Source organism: Sulfitobacter sp. G21635-S1, assembly GCF_027213915.1.
Taxonomy (GTDB): Bacteria; Pseudomonadota; Alphaproteobacteria; order Rhodobacterales; family Rhodobacteraceae; genus Sulfitobacter.
The window spans coordinates 25,407-45,096 of record NZ_JAPWGV010000019.1 but is presented as its reverse complement, the minus strand read 5'-3'; the positions used below and the strand labels follow the sequence as shown (position 1 = coordinate 45,096).

General features: G+C 60.5%; 29 protein-coding genes. 15 read left to right on the top strand and 14 right to left on the bottom strand.

The genetic code is table 11. The annotated features are described in order from the left end of the window. The first annotated feature begins 12 nt into the window (after positions 1–12). Positions 13–1,464: an aldehyde dehydrogenase family protein gene (locus O4H53_RS17555; RefSeq protein ID WP_269365850.1), complete on the top strand. Its 1,452-nt coding sequence runs from the start codon at positions 13–15 to the stop codon at positions 1,462–1,464. Positions 1,465–1,557: 93 nt separating this feature from the next. Here O4H53_RS17555 and rpmD read toward each other — a convergent pair whose 3' ends face one another. The 11 genes from rpmD to rpmC form a co-directional block, all read right to left on the bottom strand. After that, positions 1,558–1,746 carry a 50S ribosomal protein L30 gene (gene rpmD, locus O4H53_RS17550; RefSeq protein WP_114273606.1) on the bottom strand — a complete coding sequence of 63 codons (189 nt, stop codon included), beginning with the start codon at positions 1,744–1,746 and terminating at the stop codon, positions 1,558–1,560. 3 nt (positions 1,747–1,749) lie between these two features. Next, entirely contained in the window at positions 1,750–2,331 is a 582-nt protein-coding gene (gene rpsE / locus O4H53_RS17545) for a 30S ribosomal protein S5 (protein ID WP_114273607.1), read from the bottom strand. Positions 2,332–2,475: 144 nt separating this feature from the next. Continuing rightward, complete coding sequence (gene rplR, locus O4H53_RS17540; protein ID WP_114273608.1) at positions 2,476–2,835, bottom strand: 50S ribosomal protein L18; 360 nt, start codon at positions 2,833–2,835, stop codon at positions 2,476–2,478. 11 nt (positions 2,836–2,846) lie between these two features. Beyond that, positions 2,847–3,380: a 50S ribosomal protein L6 gene (gene rplF / locus O4H53_RS17535; RefSeq protein ID WP_269365847.1), complete on the bottom strand. Its 534-nt coding sequence runs from the start codon at positions 3,378–3,380 to the stop codon at positions 2,847–2,849. Positions 3,381–3,390: 10 nt separating this feature from the next. Beyond that, complete coding sequence (gene rpsH, locus O4H53_RS17530) at positions 3,391–3,783, bottom strand: 30S ribosomal protein S8 (protein WP_067296696.1); 393 nt, start codon at positions 3,781–3,783, stop codon at positions 3,391–3,393. A 12-nt stretch (positions 3,784–3,795) separates the two neighbouring features. After that, positions 3,796–4,101 carry a 30S ribosomal protein S14 gene (rpsN, locus tag O4H53_RS17525; protein WP_114273610.1) on the bottom strand — a complete coding sequence of 102 codons (306 nt, stop codon included), beginning with the start codon at positions 4,099–4,101 and terminating at the stop codon, positions 3,796–3,798. A gap of 19 nt (positions 4,102–4,120) precedes the next feature. After that, positions 4,121–4,684 (bottom strand): 50S ribosomal protein L5, encoded by a 564-nt coding sequence (rplE, locus tag O4H53_RS17520; protein ID WP_269365843.1) that lies wholly within the window; start codon positions 4,682–4,684, stop codon positions 4,121–4,123. Further along, positions 4,677–4,988 carry a 50S ribosomal protein L24 gene (gene rplX / locus O4H53_RS17515; RefSeq protein WP_067296689.1) on the bottom strand — a complete coding sequence of 104 codons (312 nt, stop codon included), beginning with the start codon at positions 4,986–4,988 and terminating at the stop codon, positions 4,677–4,679. The genes rplE and rplX overlap by 8 nt, the downstream gene beginning before the upstream one ends. Continuing rightward, positions 4,988–5,356: a 50S ribosomal protein L14 gene (gene rplN / locus O4H53_RS17510; protein WP_067296687.1), complete on the bottom strand. Its 369-nt coding sequence runs from the start codon at positions 5,354–5,356 to the stop codon at positions 4,988–4,990. The genes rplX and rplN overlap by 1 nt, the downstream gene beginning before the upstream one ends. A gap of 69 nt (positions 5,357–5,425) precedes the next feature. Next, entirely contained in the window at positions 5,426–5,665 is a 240-nt protein-coding gene (gene rpsQ, locus O4H53_RS17505; protein ID WP_269365841.1) for a 30S ribosomal protein S17, read from the bottom strand. 11 nt (positions 5,666–5,676) lie between these two features. Continuing rightward, complete coding sequence (rpmC, locus tag O4H53_RS17500) at positions 5,677–5,883, bottom strand: 50S ribosomal protein L29 (RefSeq protein ID WP_269365840.1); 207 nt, start codon at positions 5,881–5,883, stop codon at positions 5,677–5,679. Between the two features lie 204 nt (positions 5,884–6,087). Between rpmC and O4H53_RS17495 the strand changes: the two genes are divergently transcribed. After that, complete coding sequence (locus O4H53_RS17495) at positions 6,088–6,708, top strand: 2OG-Fe(II) oxygenase family protein (protein WP_269365838.1); 621 nt, start codon at positions 6,088–6,090, stop codon at positions 6,706–6,708. Positions 6,709–6,805: 97 nt separating this feature from the next. Here O4H53_RS17495 and O4H53_RS17490 read toward each other — a convergent pair whose 3' ends face one another. Continuing rightward, the gene (locus O4H53_RS17490) at positions 6,806–7,924 is read right to left on the bottom strand and encodes a hypothetical protein (protein WP_269365837.1); all 1,119 of its coding nucleotides are present in this window, start codon (positions 7,922–7,924) and stop codon (positions 6,806–6,808) included. 190 nt (positions 7,925–8,114) lie between these two features. On the opposite strand from O4H53_RS17490, the gene O4H53_RS17485 reads away from it, so the two are divergent. From O4H53_RS17485 to O4H53_RS17425, 13 genes are all read left to right on the top strand, one after another. Beyond that, positions 8,115–8,681, top strand: a complete 567-nt coding sequence (locus O4H53_RS17485) for a hypothetical protein (RefSeq protein ID WP_269365835.1) — start codon at positions 8,115–8,117, stop codon at positions 8,679–8,681. A 210-nt stretch (positions 8,682–8,891) separates the two neighbouring features. Next, positions 8,892–9,209: a 30S ribosomal protein S10 gene (rpsJ, locus tag O4H53_RS17480; RefSeq protein WP_005849850.1), complete on the top strand. Its 318-nt coding sequence runs from the start codon at positions 8,892–8,894 to the stop codon at positions 9,207–9,209. Positions 9,210–9,222: 13 nt separating this feature from the next. Beyond that, positions 9,223–10,095: a 50S ribosomal protein L3 gene (rplC, locus tag O4H53_RS17475; protein WP_269365828.1), complete on the top strand. Its 873-nt coding sequence runs from the start codon at positions 9,223–9,225 to the stop codon at positions 10,093–10,095. Further along, positions 10,092–10,709, top strand: coding sequence for a 50S ribosomal protein L4 (gene rplD / locus O4H53_RS17470; protein ID WP_067296672.1), 618 nt, complete (start codon positions 10,092–10,094; stop codon positions 10,707–10,709). Before rplC ends, rplD begins: the two co-directional genes overlap by 4 nt. Then, the gene (locus O4H53_RS17465; protein WP_067296670.1) at positions 10,706–11,002 is read left to right on the top strand and encodes a 50S ribosomal protein L23; all 297 of its coding nucleotides are present in this window, start codon (positions 10,706–10,708) and stop codon (positions 11,000–11,002) included. Before rplD ends, O4H53_RS17465 begins: the two co-directional genes overlap by 4 nt. Before the next feature lie 258 nt (positions 11,003–11,260). Continuing rightward, positions 11,261–12,112 (top strand): delta-class carbonic anhydrase, encoded by an 852-nt coding sequence (locus O4H53_RS17460; protein WP_269365825.1) that lies wholly within the window; start codon positions 11,261–11,263, stop codon positions 12,110–12,112. A 272-nt stretch (positions 12,113–12,384) separates the two neighbouring features. Next, positions 12,385–13,227, top strand: a complete 843-nt coding sequence (gene rplB, locus O4H53_RS17455) for a 50S ribosomal protein L2 (protein WP_067296666.1) — start codon at positions 12,385–12,387, stop codon at positions 13,225–13,227. Positions 13,228–13,230: 3 nt separating this feature from the next. After that, complete coding sequence (gene rpsS, locus O4H53_RS17450) at positions 13,231–13,509, top strand: 30S ribosomal protein S19 (protein WP_067296663.1); 279 nt, start codon at positions 13,231–13,233, stop codon at positions 13,507–13,509. A gap of 3 nt (positions 13,510–13,512) precedes the next feature. Further along, positions 13,513–13,893 (top strand): 50S ribosomal protein L22, encoded by a 381-nt coding sequence (rplV, locus tag O4H53_RS17445; protein WP_025054725.1) that lies wholly within the window; start codon positions 13,513–13,515, stop codon positions 13,891–13,893. Then, entirely contained in the window at positions 13,893–14,600 is a 708-nt protein-coding gene (gene rpsC / locus O4H53_RS17440) for a 30S ribosomal protein S3 (protein ID WP_067296660.1), read from the top strand. Before rplV ends, rpsC begins: the two co-directional genes overlap by 1 nt. An 11-nt stretch (positions 14,601–14,611) precedes the next feature. Continuing rightward, entirely contained in the window at positions 14,612–15,025 is a 414-nt protein-coding gene (rplP, locus tag O4H53_RS17435; protein WP_067296658.1) for a 50S ribosomal protein L16, read from the top strand. Positions 15,026–15,444: 419 nt separating this feature from the next. Further along, positions 15,445–15,687, top strand: a complete 243-nt coding sequence (locus tag O4H53_RS27200) for a Fic family protein (RefSeq protein ID WP_443069615.1) — start codon at positions 15,445–15,447, stop codon at positions 15,685–15,687. A gap of 193 nt (positions 15,688–15,880) precedes the next feature. Continuing rightward, positions 15,881–16,057 carry a hypothetical protein gene (locus O4H53_RS17425; protein ID WP_269365818.1) on the top strand — a complete coding sequence of 59 codons (177 nt, stop codon included), beginning with the start codon at positions 15,881–15,883 and terminating at the stop codon, positions 16,055–16,057. A gap of 186 nt (positions 16,058–16,243) precedes the next feature. Here the strand turns inward: O4H53_RS17425 and tuf are convergent, their stop codons facing one another. Next, entirely contained in the window at positions 16,244–17,419 is a 1,176-nt protein-coding gene (tuf, locus tag O4H53_RS17420; RefSeq protein WP_269365791.1) for an elongation factor Tu, read from the bottom strand. Positions 17,420–17,513: 94 nt separating this feature from the next. Beyond that, positions 17,514–19,640 carry an elongation factor G gene (fusA, locus tag O4H53_RS17415; RefSeq protein ID WP_269365817.1) on the bottom strand — a complete coding sequence of 709 codons (2,127 nt, stop codon included), beginning with the start codon at positions 19,638–19,640 and terminating at the stop codon, positions 17,514–17,516. Positions 19,641–19,690: the final 50 nt, after the last annotated feature.

Here is a 19,690-nt window from a genome sequence, read left to right as displayed (position 1 = left end):
GGAGTATTCCCGATGCCGCTACGCCCGCTCGATATCGACCCTGCCTTGTGCCTGATCAATGGCCAGTGGCAGCCCCCCGCAGGTGGCGCGACCTTGCCGCTGACCAACCCGTCGGACGGCAGCGCGCTGTGCGAGATCGCGCGCGGCACGGCGGAGGATATTGACCGGGCCGTCGCAGCGGCAACGGCGGCACGTGCCGGGGCCTGGGGCCGCGCAACCGCGCTGGAACGGGGGCGCATCCTGTCGCGGATCGGCGCATTGGTTCTGGAAAACGCCGACGAACTGGCGCGGCTTGAGGCATTGGACGTGGGCAAACCCCTGAAACAGGCCCTTGCGGATGTGAACGCCCTGGCCCGCTACATGGAGTTCTATGCGGGTGCCGTGGACAAGCTGCATGGCACGACCATCCCCTATCTCGATGGCTATACCGTCTATACCCTGCGCGAGGCGCATGGGGTCACCGGGCATATCATCCCCTGGAACTACCCGATGCAGATCATCGGCCGGTCGGTCGGTGCCGCCCTGGCCACCGGCAATGCCGCCGTGCTGAAACCGGCGGAAGAAGCCTGCCTGACCGCACTGGCCTTTGGCGAGCTGGCGCGCCGGGCGGGCCTGCCCGATGGCGCGCTGAACGTGGTGCCGGGGCTGGGGGCCGAGGCAGGCGCGGCGCTGGCCGGGCATCCCGGCGTGCAACACGTCTCCTTCACCGGCTCTGTCGGGGTCGGCAAGCTGATCCAGAAGGCGGCAGGTGACAATGTGGTGCCGGTCACGCTGGAACTGGGGGGCAAATCGCCGCAGCTGGTCTTTGACGATGCCGATATTGACGCCGCCCTGCCCTTCCTTGTCAACGCGGGCATCCAGAACGCGGGCCAGACCTGTTCCGCCTCTTCGCGCATCCTGGTGCAGCGCGGTGTCTATGACCGGGTCGTCAGCGCCATGGCCGAACGCTATGCCGCGCTGCGGGTCGGTCCTGCCCTGAGCGATCTGGATGTGGGGCCGCTGATCTCGACCCGGCAGCGCGACATCGTGCGGGGTTTCCTCGAACGCGGCAGCGATCTGGAAATTGCGGCGCAGGCCACCCTTGGCGATCTGCCAGAGAACGGGGCTTACGTTGCCCCCACCCTCTTTGCCGGGGTCGCGGCGGATCACCCGCTGGCGCAGGACGAGATTTTTGGCCCCGTGCAGGTCATCATCCCCTTCGAGGATGAGGCCGAGGCGCTGGCCATCGCCAATGGCACCGACTACGGGCTTGTCGCTTCGGTCTGGACGCGGGATGGCGCACGGCAGATGCGGCTGGCACGCGCCTTGCACGCGGGTCAGGTGTTCCTGAACAACTATGGTGCCGGCGGCGGGGTGGAACTGCCTTTTGGCGGAACCGGGCTGTCGGGCCATGGCCGCGAAAAGGGATTCGAGGCGCTCTACGGGTTCACCTCGCTCAAGACCGTGGCGGCCTTTCACGGGTAGTGAAATACAAAACGCCCCGCAGCAACCTGCGGGGCGTCTGATACTGGTGCCGGGGTTTTCGAAAACCCCGGTCCGGTTCTTTCGGAAAACCGGTTACCCTTTTTCTTCGATGATCTCGACCATATGGGGGATCGAATTGATCATGCCGCGCACGGAAGGCGTGTCTTCCAGCTCGCGGGTGCGGTTCATCTTGTTCAGACCCAGACCGATCAGCGTGGCACGCTGTTTTGCGGGGCGGCGGATCGGCGAACCGATTTGCTTTACGACAATGGTTTTCGCCATGGTTTAGGCCTCCTCGGCTACTTGCGAAGATGTTTCAACGGCATCTTCACGCTTGGGCAGAATGTCCGCGACCTTCTTGCCGCGACGCTGCGCCACGGAACGGGGCGACTGCTCTTTGCGCAGGCCGTCCATGGTGGCGCGGATCATGTTGTAGGGGTTCTGCGAACCGATGGACTTGGACACAACGTCCTTGACGCCCAGCATTTCGAAAACGGCACGCATCGGACCACCGGCGATGATCCCGGTACCTTCCGGTGCGCTGCGCATCACGACCTTGCCCGCGCCGTGACGGCCGGCCATGTCGTGGTGCAGAGTGCGGCCTTCGCGCAGTTGAACGCGGATCATCTGGCGCTTGGCCTGCTCTGTGGCCTTGCGGATCGCCTCGGGGACTTCCTTGGCCTTACCCTTGCCAAAGCCGACGCGGCCTTTCTGGTCGCCGACAACGACAAGTGCGGCAAAGCCAAAGCGCTTACCACCCTTGACGGTCTTGGACACGCGGTTGATCGCCACAAGGCGGTCTGCAAATTCCGGGGTCTCTTCGCGCTGGTTGCGGCGGTTGCCCCCACGGTTGTCATCTCTGGCCATTTGCGGCCTCCTTGTTCTGCGGGCCTGTGCCCTGTTTGGTCAATCCAGGTGGGCATGTGGCCCCCGGATCATCGAAGGTGCGCAGTGAATGCGCACCCTACAGCTTTTTTGATCGTAGGGTGCGCATTCACTGCGCACCGCCACTTAGATTTTCAGACCGCCTTCGCGGGCCGCATCTGCAAGCGCCTTCACCTTGCCGTGGAACAGGAAACCGCCCCGGTCAAAGTATGCTTCTTCCACGCCGGCCTTCTTGGCACGCTCCGCAATCGCCGCACCAACCTTGGTTGCCGCGTCGATGTTGTTCTTGCCGACCACGCCCAGATCCTTTTCCAGGGAGGAGGCGGAAGCGATTGTCTTGCCAGCCACATCGTCGATCAGCTGAACGCTGATGTTCTTGGAAGACCGGTGCACGCTGAGGCGCAGGCGCCCGGCGTTGACGCGGCGAAGCTTGTTCCGAACGCGCAGGCGGCGTTTGATAAACAACTGTCTTTTCGTGTTTGCCATCTTTGCGTTCCTTACTTCTTCTTGCCTTCTTTGCGGAAGATGAACTCGCCCTTGTAGCGGATGCCCTTGCCCTTGTAGGGCTCGGGCTTGCGCCACGCGCGGATGTTCGAAGCAACCTGACCAACAAGCTGTTCGTCAATGCCTTCCACAACGATTTCGGTCTGCTTGGGCGCAGAGACGGTCACGCCTTCGGGCGCAACATAGTCCACGTCATGCGACAGGCCGAGGTTCAGTTTCAGAGTGTTGCCGGTCATCGCGGCACGATAACCAACACCCTGGATTTCCAGCTCTTTCTTGAAGCCGTCGGTCACACCGGTGACGAGGTTCGCCACCATGGTGCGGGACATGCCCCACTGCTGGCGCGCGCGCTTGGACTTGCCGCGCGGCGTCACGGTGATCACATTGTCCTCGACCGTGATGGTCACATCGTCGGTCGCCTTGAAGCTGCGGGTCCCCTTGGGGCCTTTCACTTCGACGGTCTGGCCGGAAACGGACGCGGAAACACCGCTGGGCAGTGCGACCGGTTTTTTACCAATACGAGACATCGAATTCTCCTTAGAATACGGTGCAGAGCACTTCGCCGCCAACATTGGCAGTCCGTGCAGCAGCATCCGACATCACACCTTTGGGGGTGGAGACAATCGACACACCCAGACCCTGACGGACCTGCGGGATGTCATTGGCGCCCATGTAGACGCGGCGACCGGGCTTGGAAACCCGCTTCAGCTCGCGAATGACAGGTTCACCCTCGTAGTACTTCAGGCTGATTTCGATGGCGGGGTGGCCGTCGGCGCCCGTCATCTTTTCATAGCCGCGAATGTAGCCTTCGTCGGCCAGCACATCCAGCACCCAGGCACGCAGCTTGGAAGCCGGTGTCATGACGGTGGACTTGCCGCGCATCTGGCTGTTGCGGATGCGTGTCAGCATATCTGCGATAGGATCGTTCATCTGATGCGCTCCTTACCAGCTCGACTTGACCATGCCGGGGATCTGGCCCGAGGAGCCGAGATCACGCAGCGCGATACGCGAGATTTTGAGTTTACGGTAATAGGCGTGCGGACGGCCCGTCAGCTGGCAGCGGTTGTGCAGGCGCACAGCGCTGGAGTTGCGGGGCAGTTTCGCCAGCTTCAGGGAGGCGCGGAAACGCTCTTCCATCGGCTTGCTTTCATCGCTGATGATCTCTTTCAGCGCGGCACGCTTTGCTGCGTATTTCTTGACCAGTGCTTCACGCTTCTTTTCGCGTGCGATCATGGATTTCTTAGCCATATCTAATCCTTCCCCGCGCTCAGGAGTTGAAAGGCATGTTGAAGGCTTTCAACAATGCTTTCGCTTCTGCGTCGGTTTTCGCCGTTGTGGCGATGACGATGTCCATACCCCAGGTCTCATCGACCTTGTCGAAATCGATTTCGGGGAACACGATGTGCTCTTTCAGGCCCATGGCATAGTTGCCGCGGCCGTCGAAAGACTTGCCCGAGATACCGCGGAAGTCGCGGATACGGGGCATTGCGATCGTGATCAGACGATCCAGGAATTCATACATGCGCTCACCGCGCAGGGTCACTTTCGCACCCAGCGGCATGTCTTCACGCACACGGAAACCGGCGATGGATTTCTTGGCCACGGTGGTCATGGCTTTCTGGCCCGCGATCGCGGTCAGGTCTTCCTGCGCGCTCTTGGCCTTCTTGCTGTCACGCACGGCTTCGGCACCACAACCGATGTTCAGCACGATCTTGTCGAGGCGCGGAATCATCATGTCGTTCTTGTAGCCGAACTCTTCACGCATCTTGGCGCGGATCTCGTCGCGGTAGACGCTCAGAAGACGGGGTGTGTAGGTTGCAGTATCAAGCATCGATCACGTCCCCCGTGGTTTTTGCAAAGCGCACTTTCTTGTCGCCTTCGATTTTGAAGCCCACGCGTGTCGCCTTGCCATTGGCATCGACGATGGCGAGGTTGCTCAGGTCGATCGGCATCGCCTTGGGGATGCGGCCGCCCTGGCTTTCCTGGGACTGGCGTGTGGCGCGGATGGAAATGTTGATCCCGTCCACAACGGCCTTGCCGGATTTCGGGTCAACAGACGTGATCGAACCCGTCTTGCCCTTGTCCTTGCCTGCCAGAACGATGACCTTGTCACCTTTGCGAAGTTTAGCAGCCATTACAGCACCTCCGGCGCAAGCGAGATGATCTTCATGAAGTTCTTGCCGCGCAACTCGCGCACAACCGGGCCAAAGATACGTGTACCGATCGGCTCGTTGTTGTTGTTCAGGATGACGGCGGCGTTACGGTCGAAGCGGATGGCGGTGCCATCGTCACGACGTACTTCCTTGGCGGTGCGAACAACGACGGCCTTGCGGACGTCGCCCTTTTTCACACGACCGCGGGGGATGGCTTCCTTGACCGACACGACAATGATGTCGCCGACGGACGCGTACTTACGCTTGGAACCACCCAGGACCTTGATGCACTGAACACGGCGTGCGCCGCTGTTGTCAGCAACATCCAGGTTGGTCTGCATCTGGATCATTTGGTTTCTCCCGACCTTTGGGGGGCGATGCGTGCCTTGTCCCCAGGGTTTCGATTAACGGTTGGTGCTTCAGGCCTCAGCGGTCTGCAGCACTTCCCAACGTTTGGTTTTCGACTTTGGTGCACATTCGATGATGCGGACACTGTCGCCCACCTTGAATGTGTTGTTCTCATCGTGCGCCCGGTACTTCTTGGACTTACGGATGGTCTTTTTCAGAACCGGGTGCGTGAAACGGCGTTCCACGGAAACGGTGACTGTCTGTTCATTTGCGTCGGAGGTCACGACACCGGACAAGATACGCTTGGGCATAGGTGCTCTCCTTATTCCGCAGCAGCCGCTTGAGCGGCCTTTTGGTTCAACACTGTTTTCACACGGGCGACGTCACGCTTGACGGTACGCAGACGTGCGGGGTTTTCCAGCTGGCCGGTGGCTTGCTGGAAGCGCAGGTTGAAGGCTTCTTTCTTCAGGTTGACAAGCTCGTCCCGGAGCTGATCCGGCGTCTTGTCATGCAGTTCCTTGGCGTTCATTGACGCTTTCCTTTCAACATCACCAGCAGGCCCCTAAAGGGTGACCATGATTCTGGTGGAGTTCATGATGAAGGGTGCCAATACGCCGGGAGCCGATTTAACGCAACCCCTGTTGTCGGATTGGGCCATTTTGCGTGGCAAAGACCGTCACTTCGCCCCTTCTTACCACTCGCCTTGCCCGCGTCACTGGGGTATCCAGCCGCCATGACCGATATCAGATCCCTCTTCGTGACCCGCCTTTACCATGCCGCCCTGTCTGCGCATGGCCCTGCCATCGACCCGGACGAGATGGAGGCCTCCTGTTATTCCATCGCAGAGGATGACGAGGCGGGGCAGCAATGGTCGGAAGACAACGGATACCCCGGCTATACCTCCTATGCCTCGCTGACCGACCTGCCCTACCGCTTTCCGATCTTCAAGGATCTGGTCAAGGCGCTGGACAAACATGTGGCGGATTTTGCCAGGGATCTGCAATTCGACCTGGATGGCAAAAAGCTGAAGCTTGAGGACCTGTGGATCAACATCCTGCCCGAAGGTGGCATCCACACCGGCCACCTGCATCCGCATTCGGTGATTTCCGGCACGACCTATGTCGCCATGCCCGACGGGGCCAGCGCCATCAAGTTCGAGGACCCGCGCCTGCCGATGATGATGGCCGCGCCGGGACGGCTGAAGGAGGCCCGGCCCGAAATGCGCACATTTGCCTATGTCGCGCCCAAGGTGGGTGATGTCCTGCTGTGGGAAAGCTGGCTGCGCCACGAGGTGCCGATGAACATGTCCGAGGACGACCGCATCTCCGTCAGCTTCAACTACAGCTGGGGCTGACGCTGGCAGGTCAGCGCAGCAATGCCCCCGCCGGTAGCTGCGCGGACGGGGGTCTGGCTCTGCTTTACTATATCTGCACTATATAATGTGCGCGCGATCACTTGTCGGTGGGTTTGGGGGCTTCTTCCGTGTCACCGGCCGGTTGATCCGCAGTACCGGCATCCTCCGTGCTTTCGCTGTCCGAACCGGCATCTGACTGGGCATCACCAGCCGGCGCATCGGCGTTTTCCGATCCTTCGGCGGCGGTGCCCTCCGCAGCCGCCTCATCCGTGCCGGATTGAACCGCTTTATCGCCATCCCGGGGGTTGTCCTCCGCCCCCTCTGCCGCAGTGCCATCGCCGGGCGCTGTCGCTTCGCTGCCCTGGGCTGTATCCCCCGATTGCAATTCGCTCATCCGCCGTTCCGCCTCAAGCAGCGCGTTCGACCGTTCCTCAAGGTTCGCGGTCAGCTCGGTCACCATCTGCTGGACCTCCTGCCGCTGCGCCTCCGCCTGTTCCACGTCGGTGGCCAATGCGCTGCGCTCTGCCGTCAGCCGCTCGATGTCGGATTGCAGCGTCTGCCTGCGTGCTTCCATCTCGGTCAAGCTGGTTTCCATCGTGGTCACCTGCGCGCGCAGATCCGTCTCCTGCTGCGTCAGTTCCTGCATCTTCTTTTCGGCGGCCGCAGCATCCTCTGACAGGCGCGCGCTGTCGTCGGTCAGGCTTGCCAGAGTCTCGCGCAATGTCGCTTCTTCGGACCGCGCCTCTTCAAGGCGGGCGTTCACATCGTTCAGCTCCTGCGACTGCGCGTCGATTTCCGTGGTAAGGCCGCTCTTGCGTTGCTCGAACCCGGCGATCTCTTCCCGCATCGGCGCCAGCAGCGCTTCCAGTTCCTCGATCTTTTGCTGCTGTTGCGCGATTGTGTTCTCGGCTTCGGATTGCTGGTTGCGCAACCCGTCCAGCTGTGGCTGCAGCGTGTCGATCTCGCCCTGGACCGCATCGCGATCCCCCTCCAGCGTCGCGACTTCGGGTTGCAGGCTGGCGATCCGGGCCTGCAGATCCTCGACAGTTCCGCTGGCCTCGGCGCGCTGGCTGATGTCGCTTTCAAGCTGCTGGATCGTCCGATCCGATTGCGACTGCGCCGTAACAAAGTAAAGCGCCGTGCCCCAGCCAAGAACCGCCACCGCACCGACCGCCAACAGTTCCGTGTTCCACGATGTCTTCTTGCTGTCAGCCATGATGTGTTTCCCCCTGCGGGCCGCGCGGCCCTGTAAAATTGTCAATATTTCGTGATCAACGCCCATGCGGCGCGACAGGTTCCACGATATATATATCAATAACCGGTGCCGGTGCCTGCCGCAGCACAGCGCGCGCATTGCACAGCAAAGAATCCTGACACTGCCACGCCAAACGCGGTAAGGTTCCAGAATGACAGTTCGCCTCTCCCCCCTCCGGTTTCCGCCTGCCCTCCTGCTGGCGCTCATCCTCGCGTTCTGCATGACGCTGATCCCCGCGATCACCCATGCCGCAACCATCAAGGATTTTGTCGGCTCCTACGAAGGCGAAGCGGAGGTGATGGTGGACGGCATCCCGCAGAAACGGGACATGAGCGTCACCATCGCGCCGACCAAGGAGGGGTTCAAACTCAGCTGGACCTCCGCCACCCACCGCGAGGACGGCCGGATCAAGGAAAAATCCTATTCCATCGGATTCGTCCCCAGCGCCCGCGACAACATCTATCAATCCGCGATGAAGACGAACCTTTTCGGCAAGGCCACGCCGCTGGACCCCTTGCAGGGCGAACCCTTTGTCTGGGCCCGGATTGAGGGCGACACTTTCTCCGTCTTCTCGCTGTTCATCGACCCGGCGGGGGATTACGAGATGCAGGAATTCCACCGCACGCTGGCCCCCGGCGGGCTGGACCTGTTGTTTCGACGCGTGCGCGAAGGCACCATAGAGCGCGAGATCAGAACCCTGTTGCGCCGCAAGGACTGAGCCTACAGCCGTTCGGGCAGGTCCCTGCAGATCGGCCAGCAGTCAGAACTCGCCCCTTGCCACCTCCCCCCGCATCCCCTATAGCACGGCCATTGAGTCGGGGTGCGTCCACACGCGCCCCGTTTCAGTTACACATCAAGACGCGACGAGGGCGAGCGATGAGCGCCTGTCCTCCAATCCGTTGACATCCCAAAGACAAGGGATTTGCACATGGCTCAAAGCCAGAACATCCGCATTCGCCTGAAGGCGTTTGATTACCGGGTGCTTGATGCCTCCACTCAGGAAATCGTCAACACCGCCAAACGCACCGGCGCCTCCGTTCGCGGCCCCATTCCGCTGCCGAACAAGATCGAGAAATTCACCGTTCTGCGTGGTCCCCACGTTGACAAGAAATCCCGTGACCAATTCGAGATCCGCACGCACAAGCGCCTGCTGGACATCGTTGATCCGACTCCCCAGACCGTGGACGCGCTGATGAAGCTCGACCTGGCCGCTGGTGTGGACGTCGAGATCAAGCTGCAATCGTAAGGAGGGCAAGAACATGTTGCGCTCAGGCGTTATTGCGAAAAAAGTCGGCATGACCCGACTGTTCATGGAAGACGGGCGTCAGATCCCCGTTACCGTTCTTCAACTCGACAAGCTTCAGGTTGTCGCACAGCGTACCACCGAAAAAGACGGCTATACCGCCGTTCAGCTCGGTGCGGGCACAGCCAAGGTCAAGCGGACCTCCCAGGCGATGCGCGGCCACTTTGCCGCCGCCAAGGTTGAACCCAAGCGCAAGGTTGCCGAGTTCCGCGTGGACGCGGAAAACCTGATCCCCGTTGGTGAGGAAATCATCGCGGACCATTACTTTGCCGGTCAGTATGTTGACGTTGCAGGCACCTCCATCGGTAAAGGTTTTGCCGGTGCGATGAAGCGCCACAACTTCGGCGGTCTGCGGGCCTCGCACGGTGTGTCGATCTCGCACCGTTCGCACGGTTCCACAGGCCAGTGTCAGGACCCCGGCAAGGTGTTCAAGGGCAAGAAGATGGCCGGTCACATGGGTGCTGCCCGTGTCACCACCCAGAACCTCGAAGTTGTCAAAACCGACAGCGCACGTGGTCTGATCATGGTCAAGGGCGCCGTCCCCGGCTCCAAGGGTGGCTGGGTCACCGTCAAGGACGCGGTCAAGAAACCGTTCCCCGATGACGCAATCCTGCCCGCCGCGCTGAAGTCCGCCGCCGACGAAGCCGCGAAAGCCGCTGAAGAAGCAGCCGCCGCAGCCGCAGCCGAGGCAGAAGCCGAAGCCAAGCGTCTGGCCGAAGAGCAAGCAGCAGCCGAAGCCGAAGCGCTGAAAGCCGCTGAAGCCGAAATCGCAGCCGAAGGTTCCGATGAGCCGGCCGCTGACGAAGACAAGAAAGAAGGTGACGCATGAAACTCGATGTCATCAAACTCGACGGCGGCAAGGCCGGATCGGTAGACCTGGACGAGGCCCTGTTCGGCCTTGAGCCGCGCGCCGACATCCTGCACCGCGTCGTGCGCTGGCAGCGTAACAACGCCCAGCAAGGCACGCACAAGGTCAAGACACGGTCCGAAGTGAGCTACTCGACCAAGAAGATCTATCGCCAGAAAGGCACCGGCGGCGCACGCCACGGCGCGCGTTCTGCACCGATCTTCCGCAAGGGTGGTATCTACAAGGGCCCGACCCCGCGCAGCCACGGTCACGAACTGACCAAGAAGTTCCGCAAGCTGGGCCTGCGCCACGCGCTGTCCGCCAAGGCGAAAGCCGGTGCATTGGTCATCATTGATGACGCGATGTCCGATGGCAAAACAGCAGCTCTGGCCAAACAGGTGAAAAACCTCGGCTGGAAGCGGGCGCTGATCATTGACGGTGCAACCGTGAATGAGAACTTCCTGCAAGCCGCGCGCAACATCGAAGGTCTGGATATCCTGCCGACAATGGGCGCAAACGTTTACGACATCCTCAAGCGTGACACCCTGGTGATCACCAAGGCGGGGATCGAAGCACTGGAGGCCCGTTTGAAATGACCGCCAAGCACGAACATTACGACGTGATCCGCAAGCCGATCATCACCGAGAAAGCGACAATGGCGTCGGAAAACAACGCCGTCGTCTTTGAAGTGGCGATGGGCAGCAACAAGCCCCAGATCAAGGAGGCCGTAGAGGCGCTCTTTGGTGTCAAGGTGAAGGCCGTGAACACGACCATCACCAAGGGCAAGGTCAAGCGTTTCCGTGGCCAGATCGGCACACGCCGGGACGTCAAGAAGGCCTATGTGACGCTTGAAGAAGGCAACACGATCGACGTCTCCACCGGGCTGTAAGGCCCGAGACGCGAAAAGACGCAAAGGCCCTCCGCGCAAGCGGGGGGCCTTTTTCTGTTTCGCGGTGCAGGTTTAGCGCATTTGCACCGCCGGCGGCAATCTACCTTACATATTTGTAAGCAAATTCTGAGCCTTAGAACCTATACAGCCTGTGCTGATGAGGAGTATGCCAAGCGCAGGATTGGAGTTTGGACCTGCCGAGGTACAGTCCGCATATCCATGGTCCGGTCCGTTACAGGAACTATTATGGACTCTAAAATGAGACAATATCTTGTGGCAGCATTCGCGTCGATTGCGCTGTTCAACACTGCCTTCGCCGATGAACCCGTTGATGCCTCCGACTCCACCATTGCCGAACAGCGCGCGGCACTTGCCTCCAGCGCCGACGGCGTTGGCTTTGGGCCGCAATCCCCGCGTGACATCAGCGTGACCACGGGCAGCAACCCGCGCGTCTTTGGTGCGGCACCTGCCTATACGCAGATGAACCTTTGCAACATCCACTTCCACGAAAACGCGGAGCACCGCGGCGGCGAGTTCACGACCTACGCCGGAAATGGCGATGGCCACGGCAACGGAACCGGCTTCAAGTATGATGGTGAATTGACCGCAGCCGAACTTGCGCCGCTGGATCACAAGGTCGGTGTCAACGAGCATGGCGATCTTGAGCCAGGTGACACCATCGAGGTTCACTTTGTCTATTCCACCGCTCAGGTTGAACCGGGCCCGACATTGGGGGCCTGCCTGAACGATGCCATCGGCAACCCGCAGCTGCGGGTCGAGGCCGAGGTGATGGTCCTGGTGAACGATGAACAGGCGCTGGATTTCACCAAGCTGGCGCAGGTTGATAAAGTGAACGGCTACTACCAGGCGCCCAATCTGCTGGAAACGCTGGGGGAACCCGTGACCTATGCCGGATCGACAACCGGGCCGGGGTACAATGAAAAGGCATCACCTTTTGAGGTCACATGGAACGTCCGGCCCAAGGTTGCGCATGTGAGCATCCAGTCCGTCGAAACCTGGCTCAAGGACAACCCGTTTGAGGAAGACCACGCCCATGGCGTCCGCAATCTGGTGGTTAACCCTGACCTGCTGTCTCCGATCACCCATTGAGGGGCGGCTCAGGATACTGACATGTGGCTGCCGGGGACAGTTCGCGAGATTTGGGGTCTAATCACTTGACCCTCCCTGCGTCCTCCCCTACACGACCCCATCGGCAAAGCCCCGGATTCGTCCGGGGCTCTGTCGTTGTTTGTATGCCGGGCGGTGCACGCCCTGTGTACATCCGGTGCACAGGTTGTGCGCCAATCCCTCGGGGACCTTCGGGGCCCTATAAACCATAGCCAGCCTCGCGCTGGCACACAGCTAAACGGAAGACAGACAACATGGCACTCAAGTCGTACAAACCGACGACGCCGGGCCAGCGTGGGCTGGTACTGATCGACCGTTCGGAGCTTTGGAAAGGCCGCCCGGTCAAAGCCCTTACTCAGGGTCTGACCAAATCCGGCGGACGGAACAACACCGGACGGATCACAATGCGTCGTACAGGTGGTGGTGCAAAGCGCCTCTACCGTATCGTTGATTTCAAACGCAACAAGCTGGACATGTCCGCTGTTGTCGCGCGGATCGAATATGACCCGAACCGGACAGCCTTCATTGCCCTGATCCAGTACGAAGATGGCGAACAGGCCTATATCCTGGCCCCTCAGCGTCTGGCCGTCGGCGACAAGGTCATCGCAGGCGCAAAGCAGGACATCAAGCCGGGCAACGCAATGCCATTCTCCGGCATGCCCATCGGCACAATCGTCCACAACATCGAAATGAAGCCCGGCAAAGGCGGTCAGATCGCCCGTGCCGCAGGCACCTACGCACAATTCGTGGGCCGCGATGGCGGCTATGCCCAGATTCGTCTGAGCAGCGGCGAACTGCGCCTGGTGCGTCAGGAATGCATGGCCACCGTCGGTGCCGTGTCGAACCCCGACAACTCCAACCAGAACTACGGCAAAGCGGGCCGCATGCGTCACAAGGGCATCCGCCCCTCTGTGCGTGGTGTCGTGATGAACCCGATCGACCACCCGCATGGTGGTGGTGAAGGCCGGACCTCTGGTGGTCGTCATCCGGTGACCCCATGGGGCAAGCCGACAAAGGGTGCCAAGACCCGCAACAAGAACAAAGCGTCCAGCAAGCTGATCATCCGCTCGCGGCACGCCAAGAAGAAGGGGCGTTAATAGATGTCTCGTTCAGTATGGAAAGGCCCTTTTGTCGACTCTTATGTCCTCAAGAAGGCCGAAGCGTCGCGTGAGAGCGGCCGGAACGAAGTGATCAAGATCTGGTCGCGCCGTTCCACGATCCTCCCGCAGTTTGTTGGCCTGACGTTCGGCGTCTACAACGGTCACAAGCACATCCCCGTCAACGTCAGCGAAGACATGATTGGTCAGAAGTTCGGTGAATATTCCCCGACACGGACCTACTACGGTCATGCCGCCGACAAAAAAGCAAAGCGGAAATAAGCCATGAGCAAGGATAAAAATCCCCGCCGCGTGGCAGACAACGAAGCCCGCGCAAAACTGCGCATGCTGAAGACGTCGCCGCAGAAACTGAACCTCGTTGCCGGCCTGATCCGCGGCAAGAAGGTGGAACGTGCCCTCACGGACCTGACCTTCTCCAAGAAGCGGATCGCGCAGGACGTGAAGAAATGCCTTCAGTCCGCCATCGCCAACGCCGAGAACAACCACAACCTTGACGTGGACGAGCTGATCGTGGCCGAAGCCTATGTCGGCAAGAACCTGACCATGAAGCGCGGTCGCCCGCGTGCGCGTGGCCGGTTCGGCAAGATCATGAAGCCGTTTGCCGAAGTCACCATCGTCGTGCGTCAAGTTGAGGAGCAAGCATAATGGGTAACAAAGTAAACCCGATCGGCATGCGCCTGCAGGTCAACCGCACTTGGGACAGCCGCTGGTATGCCGATACGAAGGACTACGGCGATCTTCTGCTGGAAGACCTCGCCATCCGCGCCTTCATCAAGGAAGAGTGCAAGCAGGCCGGTATCGCCCGCGTGATCATCGAACGTCCGCACAAGAAGTGCCGCGTCACGATCCACACCGCGCGTCCCGGCGTCATCATCGGCAAGAAGGGTGCAGACATCGAAGGTCTGCGTCAGAAGATCGCCAAGATGACCAGCTCGGAACTGCACCTCAACATTGTTGAAGTCCGCAAGCCCGAACTGGATGCCGCATTGGTCGGTGAAAGCATCGCACAGCAGCTGGAGCGCCGGGTTTCCTTCCGCCGCGCCATGAAACGTGCGGTTCAGAACGCCATGCGTATGGGTGCCCTGGGTATCCGTGTGAACCTCGCAGGCCGCCTTGGCGGTGCCGAGATCGCCCGGACCGAATGGTACCGCGAGGGCCGCGTGCCTCTGCACACACTGCGTGCAGACATCGACTATGCCCACGTGGAAGCCGAAACGGCCTATGGCATCATCGGGATCAAGACCTGGATCTTCAAAGGCGAGATCATGGAACATGATCCGGGTGCCCGCGATCGCAAGCACCAGGAACTTCAAGACGGCCCAGCACCTCGCGGTGCCGGCGGTCGCCGGTAAGGAGCAGATAGATGCTACAGCCAAAACGGACGAAATTCCGCAAGCAGTTCAAAGGCTCGATCAAGGGTCTGGCAAAGGGCGGGTCTGACCTGAACTTTGGCACCTACGGCCTGAAGGCGCTGCAGCCTGAGCGTGTCACAGCACGCCAGATCGAAGCCGCACGCCGTGCCATGACGCGCCACATGAAGCGTCAGGGCCGCGTCTGGATCCGTATCTTCCCGGATGTCCCGGTCACCTCCAAGCCCGTCGAAGTGCGTATGGGTAAGGGTAAAGGTTCCGTCGACTTCTGGGCAGCCAAGGTGAAGCCGGGCCGGATCATGTTCGAAATCGACGGTGTCGGTGACGACGTGGCCCGCGAAGCGCTGCGCCTGGCCGCGATGAAGCTGCCGATCAAGACACGGGTTGTCGTCAGAGAAGATTGGTAGGCGGTGCGCATGAATGCGCACCCTACGTAGGGTGTGCGCTCTGCGCGCACCTCTGTTGACCAAGACGCAGAGATATGAAAGCCCCCGCTGAGACATCAGCGGGGGCTTTCTGTTTGCCAGCCGCTTCTTACAGGCTCTTGCGCAACGATACCTCGCATATGATATATAGCGATGAAGCGCTTTTTGGTGTGCGAGTGGAGAGCATGGCGAACAACACGAAAAAACCGTAGTAAACGGGGGCTGGATCGCCCGTAACGCAAAAAGCGGTAAGTTCGTCGCAGTCGGGACGAACACGAGTACGTCGAAAAGCAACCCGAAGACGGTTAAGACGATTAAAGAAGTCTCCAGCAAGCGAGGCGTTGCATTGCAGCGACTTGCGGATCGGTAAACGCCATTACAGGATAACACTCGCCGACGCGATGGCCGCTCACGATGAAGCGCTAACCTATGGAGGTCGTGATGCTGTTTCCAGCCTTCACCTCATCCAGTCCGCAATTTCGAGGCCATACTCTGGATACCACCGCTCGATCGCGGCAAAGGCTTCTGCGCTTTTGGAAAGCGTGGTTGGCAACCACGGGTTTATTGACGGCAACAAGCGCACAGCCTGGATTCTGGTGGAGTTGTTGATCAAGACACGGGTTGTCGTCAGAGAAGATTGGTAGGCGGTGCGCATGAATGCGCACCCTACGTAGGGTGTGCGCTCTGCGCGCACCTCTGCTGACCAAGATGTAGAGATATGAAAGCCCCCGCTGAGACATCAGCGGGGGCTTTCTGTTTGCGCGATATCCCATGCTATGGATTTTGCATCATGTCAGCGATAGGCTCGTCGCATCCCATAACAAAAGGTCCAACGCGATGAAGAAAGTCCCCAAGCCGACGACCGATGCCGCCCTCATCAAGGCCTTCCTGGACAAGGGCGGAGAGGTGAAGAAGGGCAAGACCAAGCCGATGCGCGAAGACCTCGGGCTTAGCAACAATCAATGGGGCAGCAAGCTGACCAAGGAAGAAAAAGCGGCGAAGAAGGCCAGGTAGCCCGCTTTCCGCGCCTGAGCCCCTGCCCTGCCCGCTCCGGCCCCCTACAGGCCTGCAATAGGCCCCGCCAGGCACGGTCTGCGCGCTACAGCCCCCCGCACCCCCCAACGACAAAGGCCGCCCCCTGTGGGAGCGGCCTTGCCTGTTCGTGTGCGCAGGAGCGCGCCCTTGCGGGCGCCTGCCCGATCAGTCGGTGATCTTCGACACCACGCCCGCACCAACGGTGCGGCCGCCTTCGCGGATCGCAAAGCGCAGGCCCTGCTCCATCGCGATCGGCGCGATCAGTTCAACGCCAAAGGACACGTTGTCGCCCGGCATCACCATCTCGGTGCCTTCGTTCAGCTGAACCGTGCCGGTCACGTCGGTGGTCCGGAAGTAGAACTGCGGACGGTAGTTCGCGAAGAACGGCGTGTGACGGCCACCCTCTTCCTTGGTCAGGATATAGGCTTCGGCTTCGAACTTGGTGTGCGGGGTCACGGAACCCGGCTTGCACAGCACCTGGCCACGCTCGACGCCTTCACGCTCCACACCACGCAGCAATGCGCCGATGTTGTCGCCCGCTTCACCACGGTCCAGCAGCTTGCGGAACATTTCAACGCCTGTGCAGGTCGTCTTCTTGGTGTCGCGGATGCCGACGATCTCGATCTCGTCGCCCACATTGATCACGCCACGTTCCACACGGCCGGTCACAACCGTACCACGGCCGGAGATCGAGAACACGTCCTCGACTGGCATCAGGAAGGGCTGGTCAACCGCACGCTCGGGGGTCGGGATCCATTCGTCAACCGCAGCCATCAGCGCGCGGATCGAATTCTCGCCGATCTCGGGATCGCGGCCTTCCATCGCCGCCAGCGCGGAGCCGGGGATGACCGGGATGTCGTCGCCGGGGTATTCATAGGAAGACAGCAGCTCGCGGATTTCCATTTCCACCAGTTCCAGCAGTTCCGCGTCGTCCACCTGGTCGACCTTGTTCATGTAGACAACCATGGTGGGGATGCCCACCTGGCGGCCCAGCAGGATGTGCTCGCGGGTCTGGGGCATCGGGCCGTCAGCCGCGTTCACAACCAGGATCGCGCCGTCCATCTGCGCCGCACCGGTGATCATGTTCTTGACGTAGTCGGCGTGGCCGGGGCAGTCGACGTGGGCGTAGTGACGCGCATCGGTCTCGTATTCCACATGCGCGGTCGAAATGGTGATCCCGCGGGCCTTCTCTTCGGGTGCGCCGTCGATCTGGTCATACGCACGGAAGTCGCCGAAATACTTCGTGATCGCCGCTGTCAGCGTTGTCTTGCCGTGGTCAACGTGACCAATCGTGCCGATGTTAACGTGCGGCTTGTTACGTTCAAACTTTGCCTTTGCCATGGTGTGGCTCCTTCATTTTTATTCAAAACGGTGCGTGCACGGCACACACCCTACGGGTTTGTGTAGGGTGCGTGGTTTCCCACGCACCGCTGGATCAAGCGAATTTGGACTGGATTTCGTCCGAGATGTTCTGCGGCACGGCCTCGTAATGGTCGAACTGCATGGTGAAGTTCGCACGGCCCGACGACATCGACCGCAGCGTGTTGATGTAGCCGAACATGTTGGCCAGCGGCACGAAGCAGTCGATCGCAATCGCGTTGCCGCGTGTGTCCTGACCCTGCACCTGACCGCGACGCGACGTGAGGTCGCCAATGATGCCGCCGGTGTATTCCTCGGGCGTCACCACTTCGACTTTCATGATCGGTTCCAGCAGTTTCGCACCGGCCTTCTTCATGCCTTCGCGCATACCCATCCGGGCCGCGATTTCGAACGCCAGCACCGAAGAGTCAACATCGTGGAACTTACCGTCGATCAGCGCCACCTTGAAGTCGATGACAGGGAAGCCCGCCAGCGGACCGGAGTCCAGAACCGACTTGATACCCTTTTCCACACCCGGGATATATTCCTTGGGCACGGCACCACCGACGATGCGGCTTTCGAAGGAATAGCCTTCGCCCGGCTCCGTCGGCATCAGGATCATCTTCACCTCGGCGAACTGACCGGAACCACCGGACTGCTTCTTGTGAGTGTAGGTGATCTCGGCTTCGCGCGTAATCGTTTCGCGGTAAGCCACCTGCGGTGCACCGATGTTCGCTTCGACCTTGAATTCACGCTTCAGGCGATCCACCAGGATGTCGAGGTGAAGTTCGCCCATGCCCTTCATGATGGTCTGACCGGATTCGAGGTCGGTCTCCACGCGGAAGGACGGGTCCTCGGCAGCCAGACGGGCCAGACCTGCGGACATCTTTTCCTGGTCGGCTTTTGTCTTGGGCTCGACCGCGATCTCGATCACCGGATCCGGGAAGGTCATGGTTTCCAGCACCACCGGATCGTTCTGGGCACAAAGCGTGTCACCTGTGGTGGTGTCTTTCAGACCCGCCAGCGCGATGATGTCGCCCGCAAAGGCTTCTTCGATTTCCTCGCGGTTGTTGGAGTGCATCATCATCATACGGCCGATGCGCTCTTTCTTGCCCTTGGTGGAGTTCAGGATGTTGTCACCCTTGTTGAGCTTGCCCGAATAGATGCGGGTGAAGGTCAGCGAGCCGACGAAGGGGTCGTTCATGATTTTGAACGCAAGGCCCGAGAACGCCATGTCGTCATCCGCGCGGCGCGGGATGTTGCGGGTTTCCGTTTCGTCACCGGGTTTGAAGCCCATGTAATCGACAACGTCCAGCGGGCTGGGCAGATAGTCGATCACGGCGTTCAGCAGAGGCTGCACGCCCTTGTTCTTGAACGCGGAACCACAGAGGACGGGAATGAATTTGATCGCCAGCGTACCCTTGCGGATCAGCTTGCGCAGCGTGTCCACGTCCGGCTCTGCGCCGTCCATCAGGTAGTTTTCCATGGCGTCATCATCCATCTCGACCGCAGTCTCGATGAGGTGGGCGCGCCATTCGTCGGCCTGTGCCTTGAGGCTGTCGCGGATCTCGCGCTGTTCCCAGGACGCGCCGAGGTCTTCACCGGCCCAGACCCATTCTTTCATGGTCACCAGGTCGACCATGCCCTCAAGCTCGTTTTCGGCGCCGATCGGGATCTGGATCGGTGCCGGTGTCGCACCGGTACGGTCCTTGATCATCTTCACGCAGTTGAAGAAGTCGGCGCCGATCTTGTCCATCTTGTTGACGAAGACGATGCGCGGCACCTTGTAGCGGTCGGCCTGGCGCCAGACAGTCTCTGTCTGCGGCTCGACACCGGCGTTGGCGTCAAGCACGGCAACCGCGCCGTCGAGAACGGCCAATGAACGCTCAACCTCGATGGTAAAATCCACGTGGCCGGGCGTGTCGATGATGTTCATCCGGTACTTGGTGTCGGATGTGGCATCTGCTGTCGGCTCTTCCTGGCGCTGCCAGAACGTTGTCGTCGCAGCGGAAGTGATGGTGATGCCGCGCTCCTGCTCCTGCTCCATCCAGTCCATCGTGGCCGCACCGTCGTGGACCTCACCGATGTTGTGGCTCTTGCCGGTGTAGAACAGGATGCGTTCCGAACATGTGGTCTTGCCGGCATCGATGTGCGCCATGATGCCAAAGTTGCGATAGCGTTGAAGCGGATAGTCGCGTGCCATTGGGAGGTGTCCTCAGAGGTCTTGCGTTAAAAAGGGTCAGGGGCCACGCG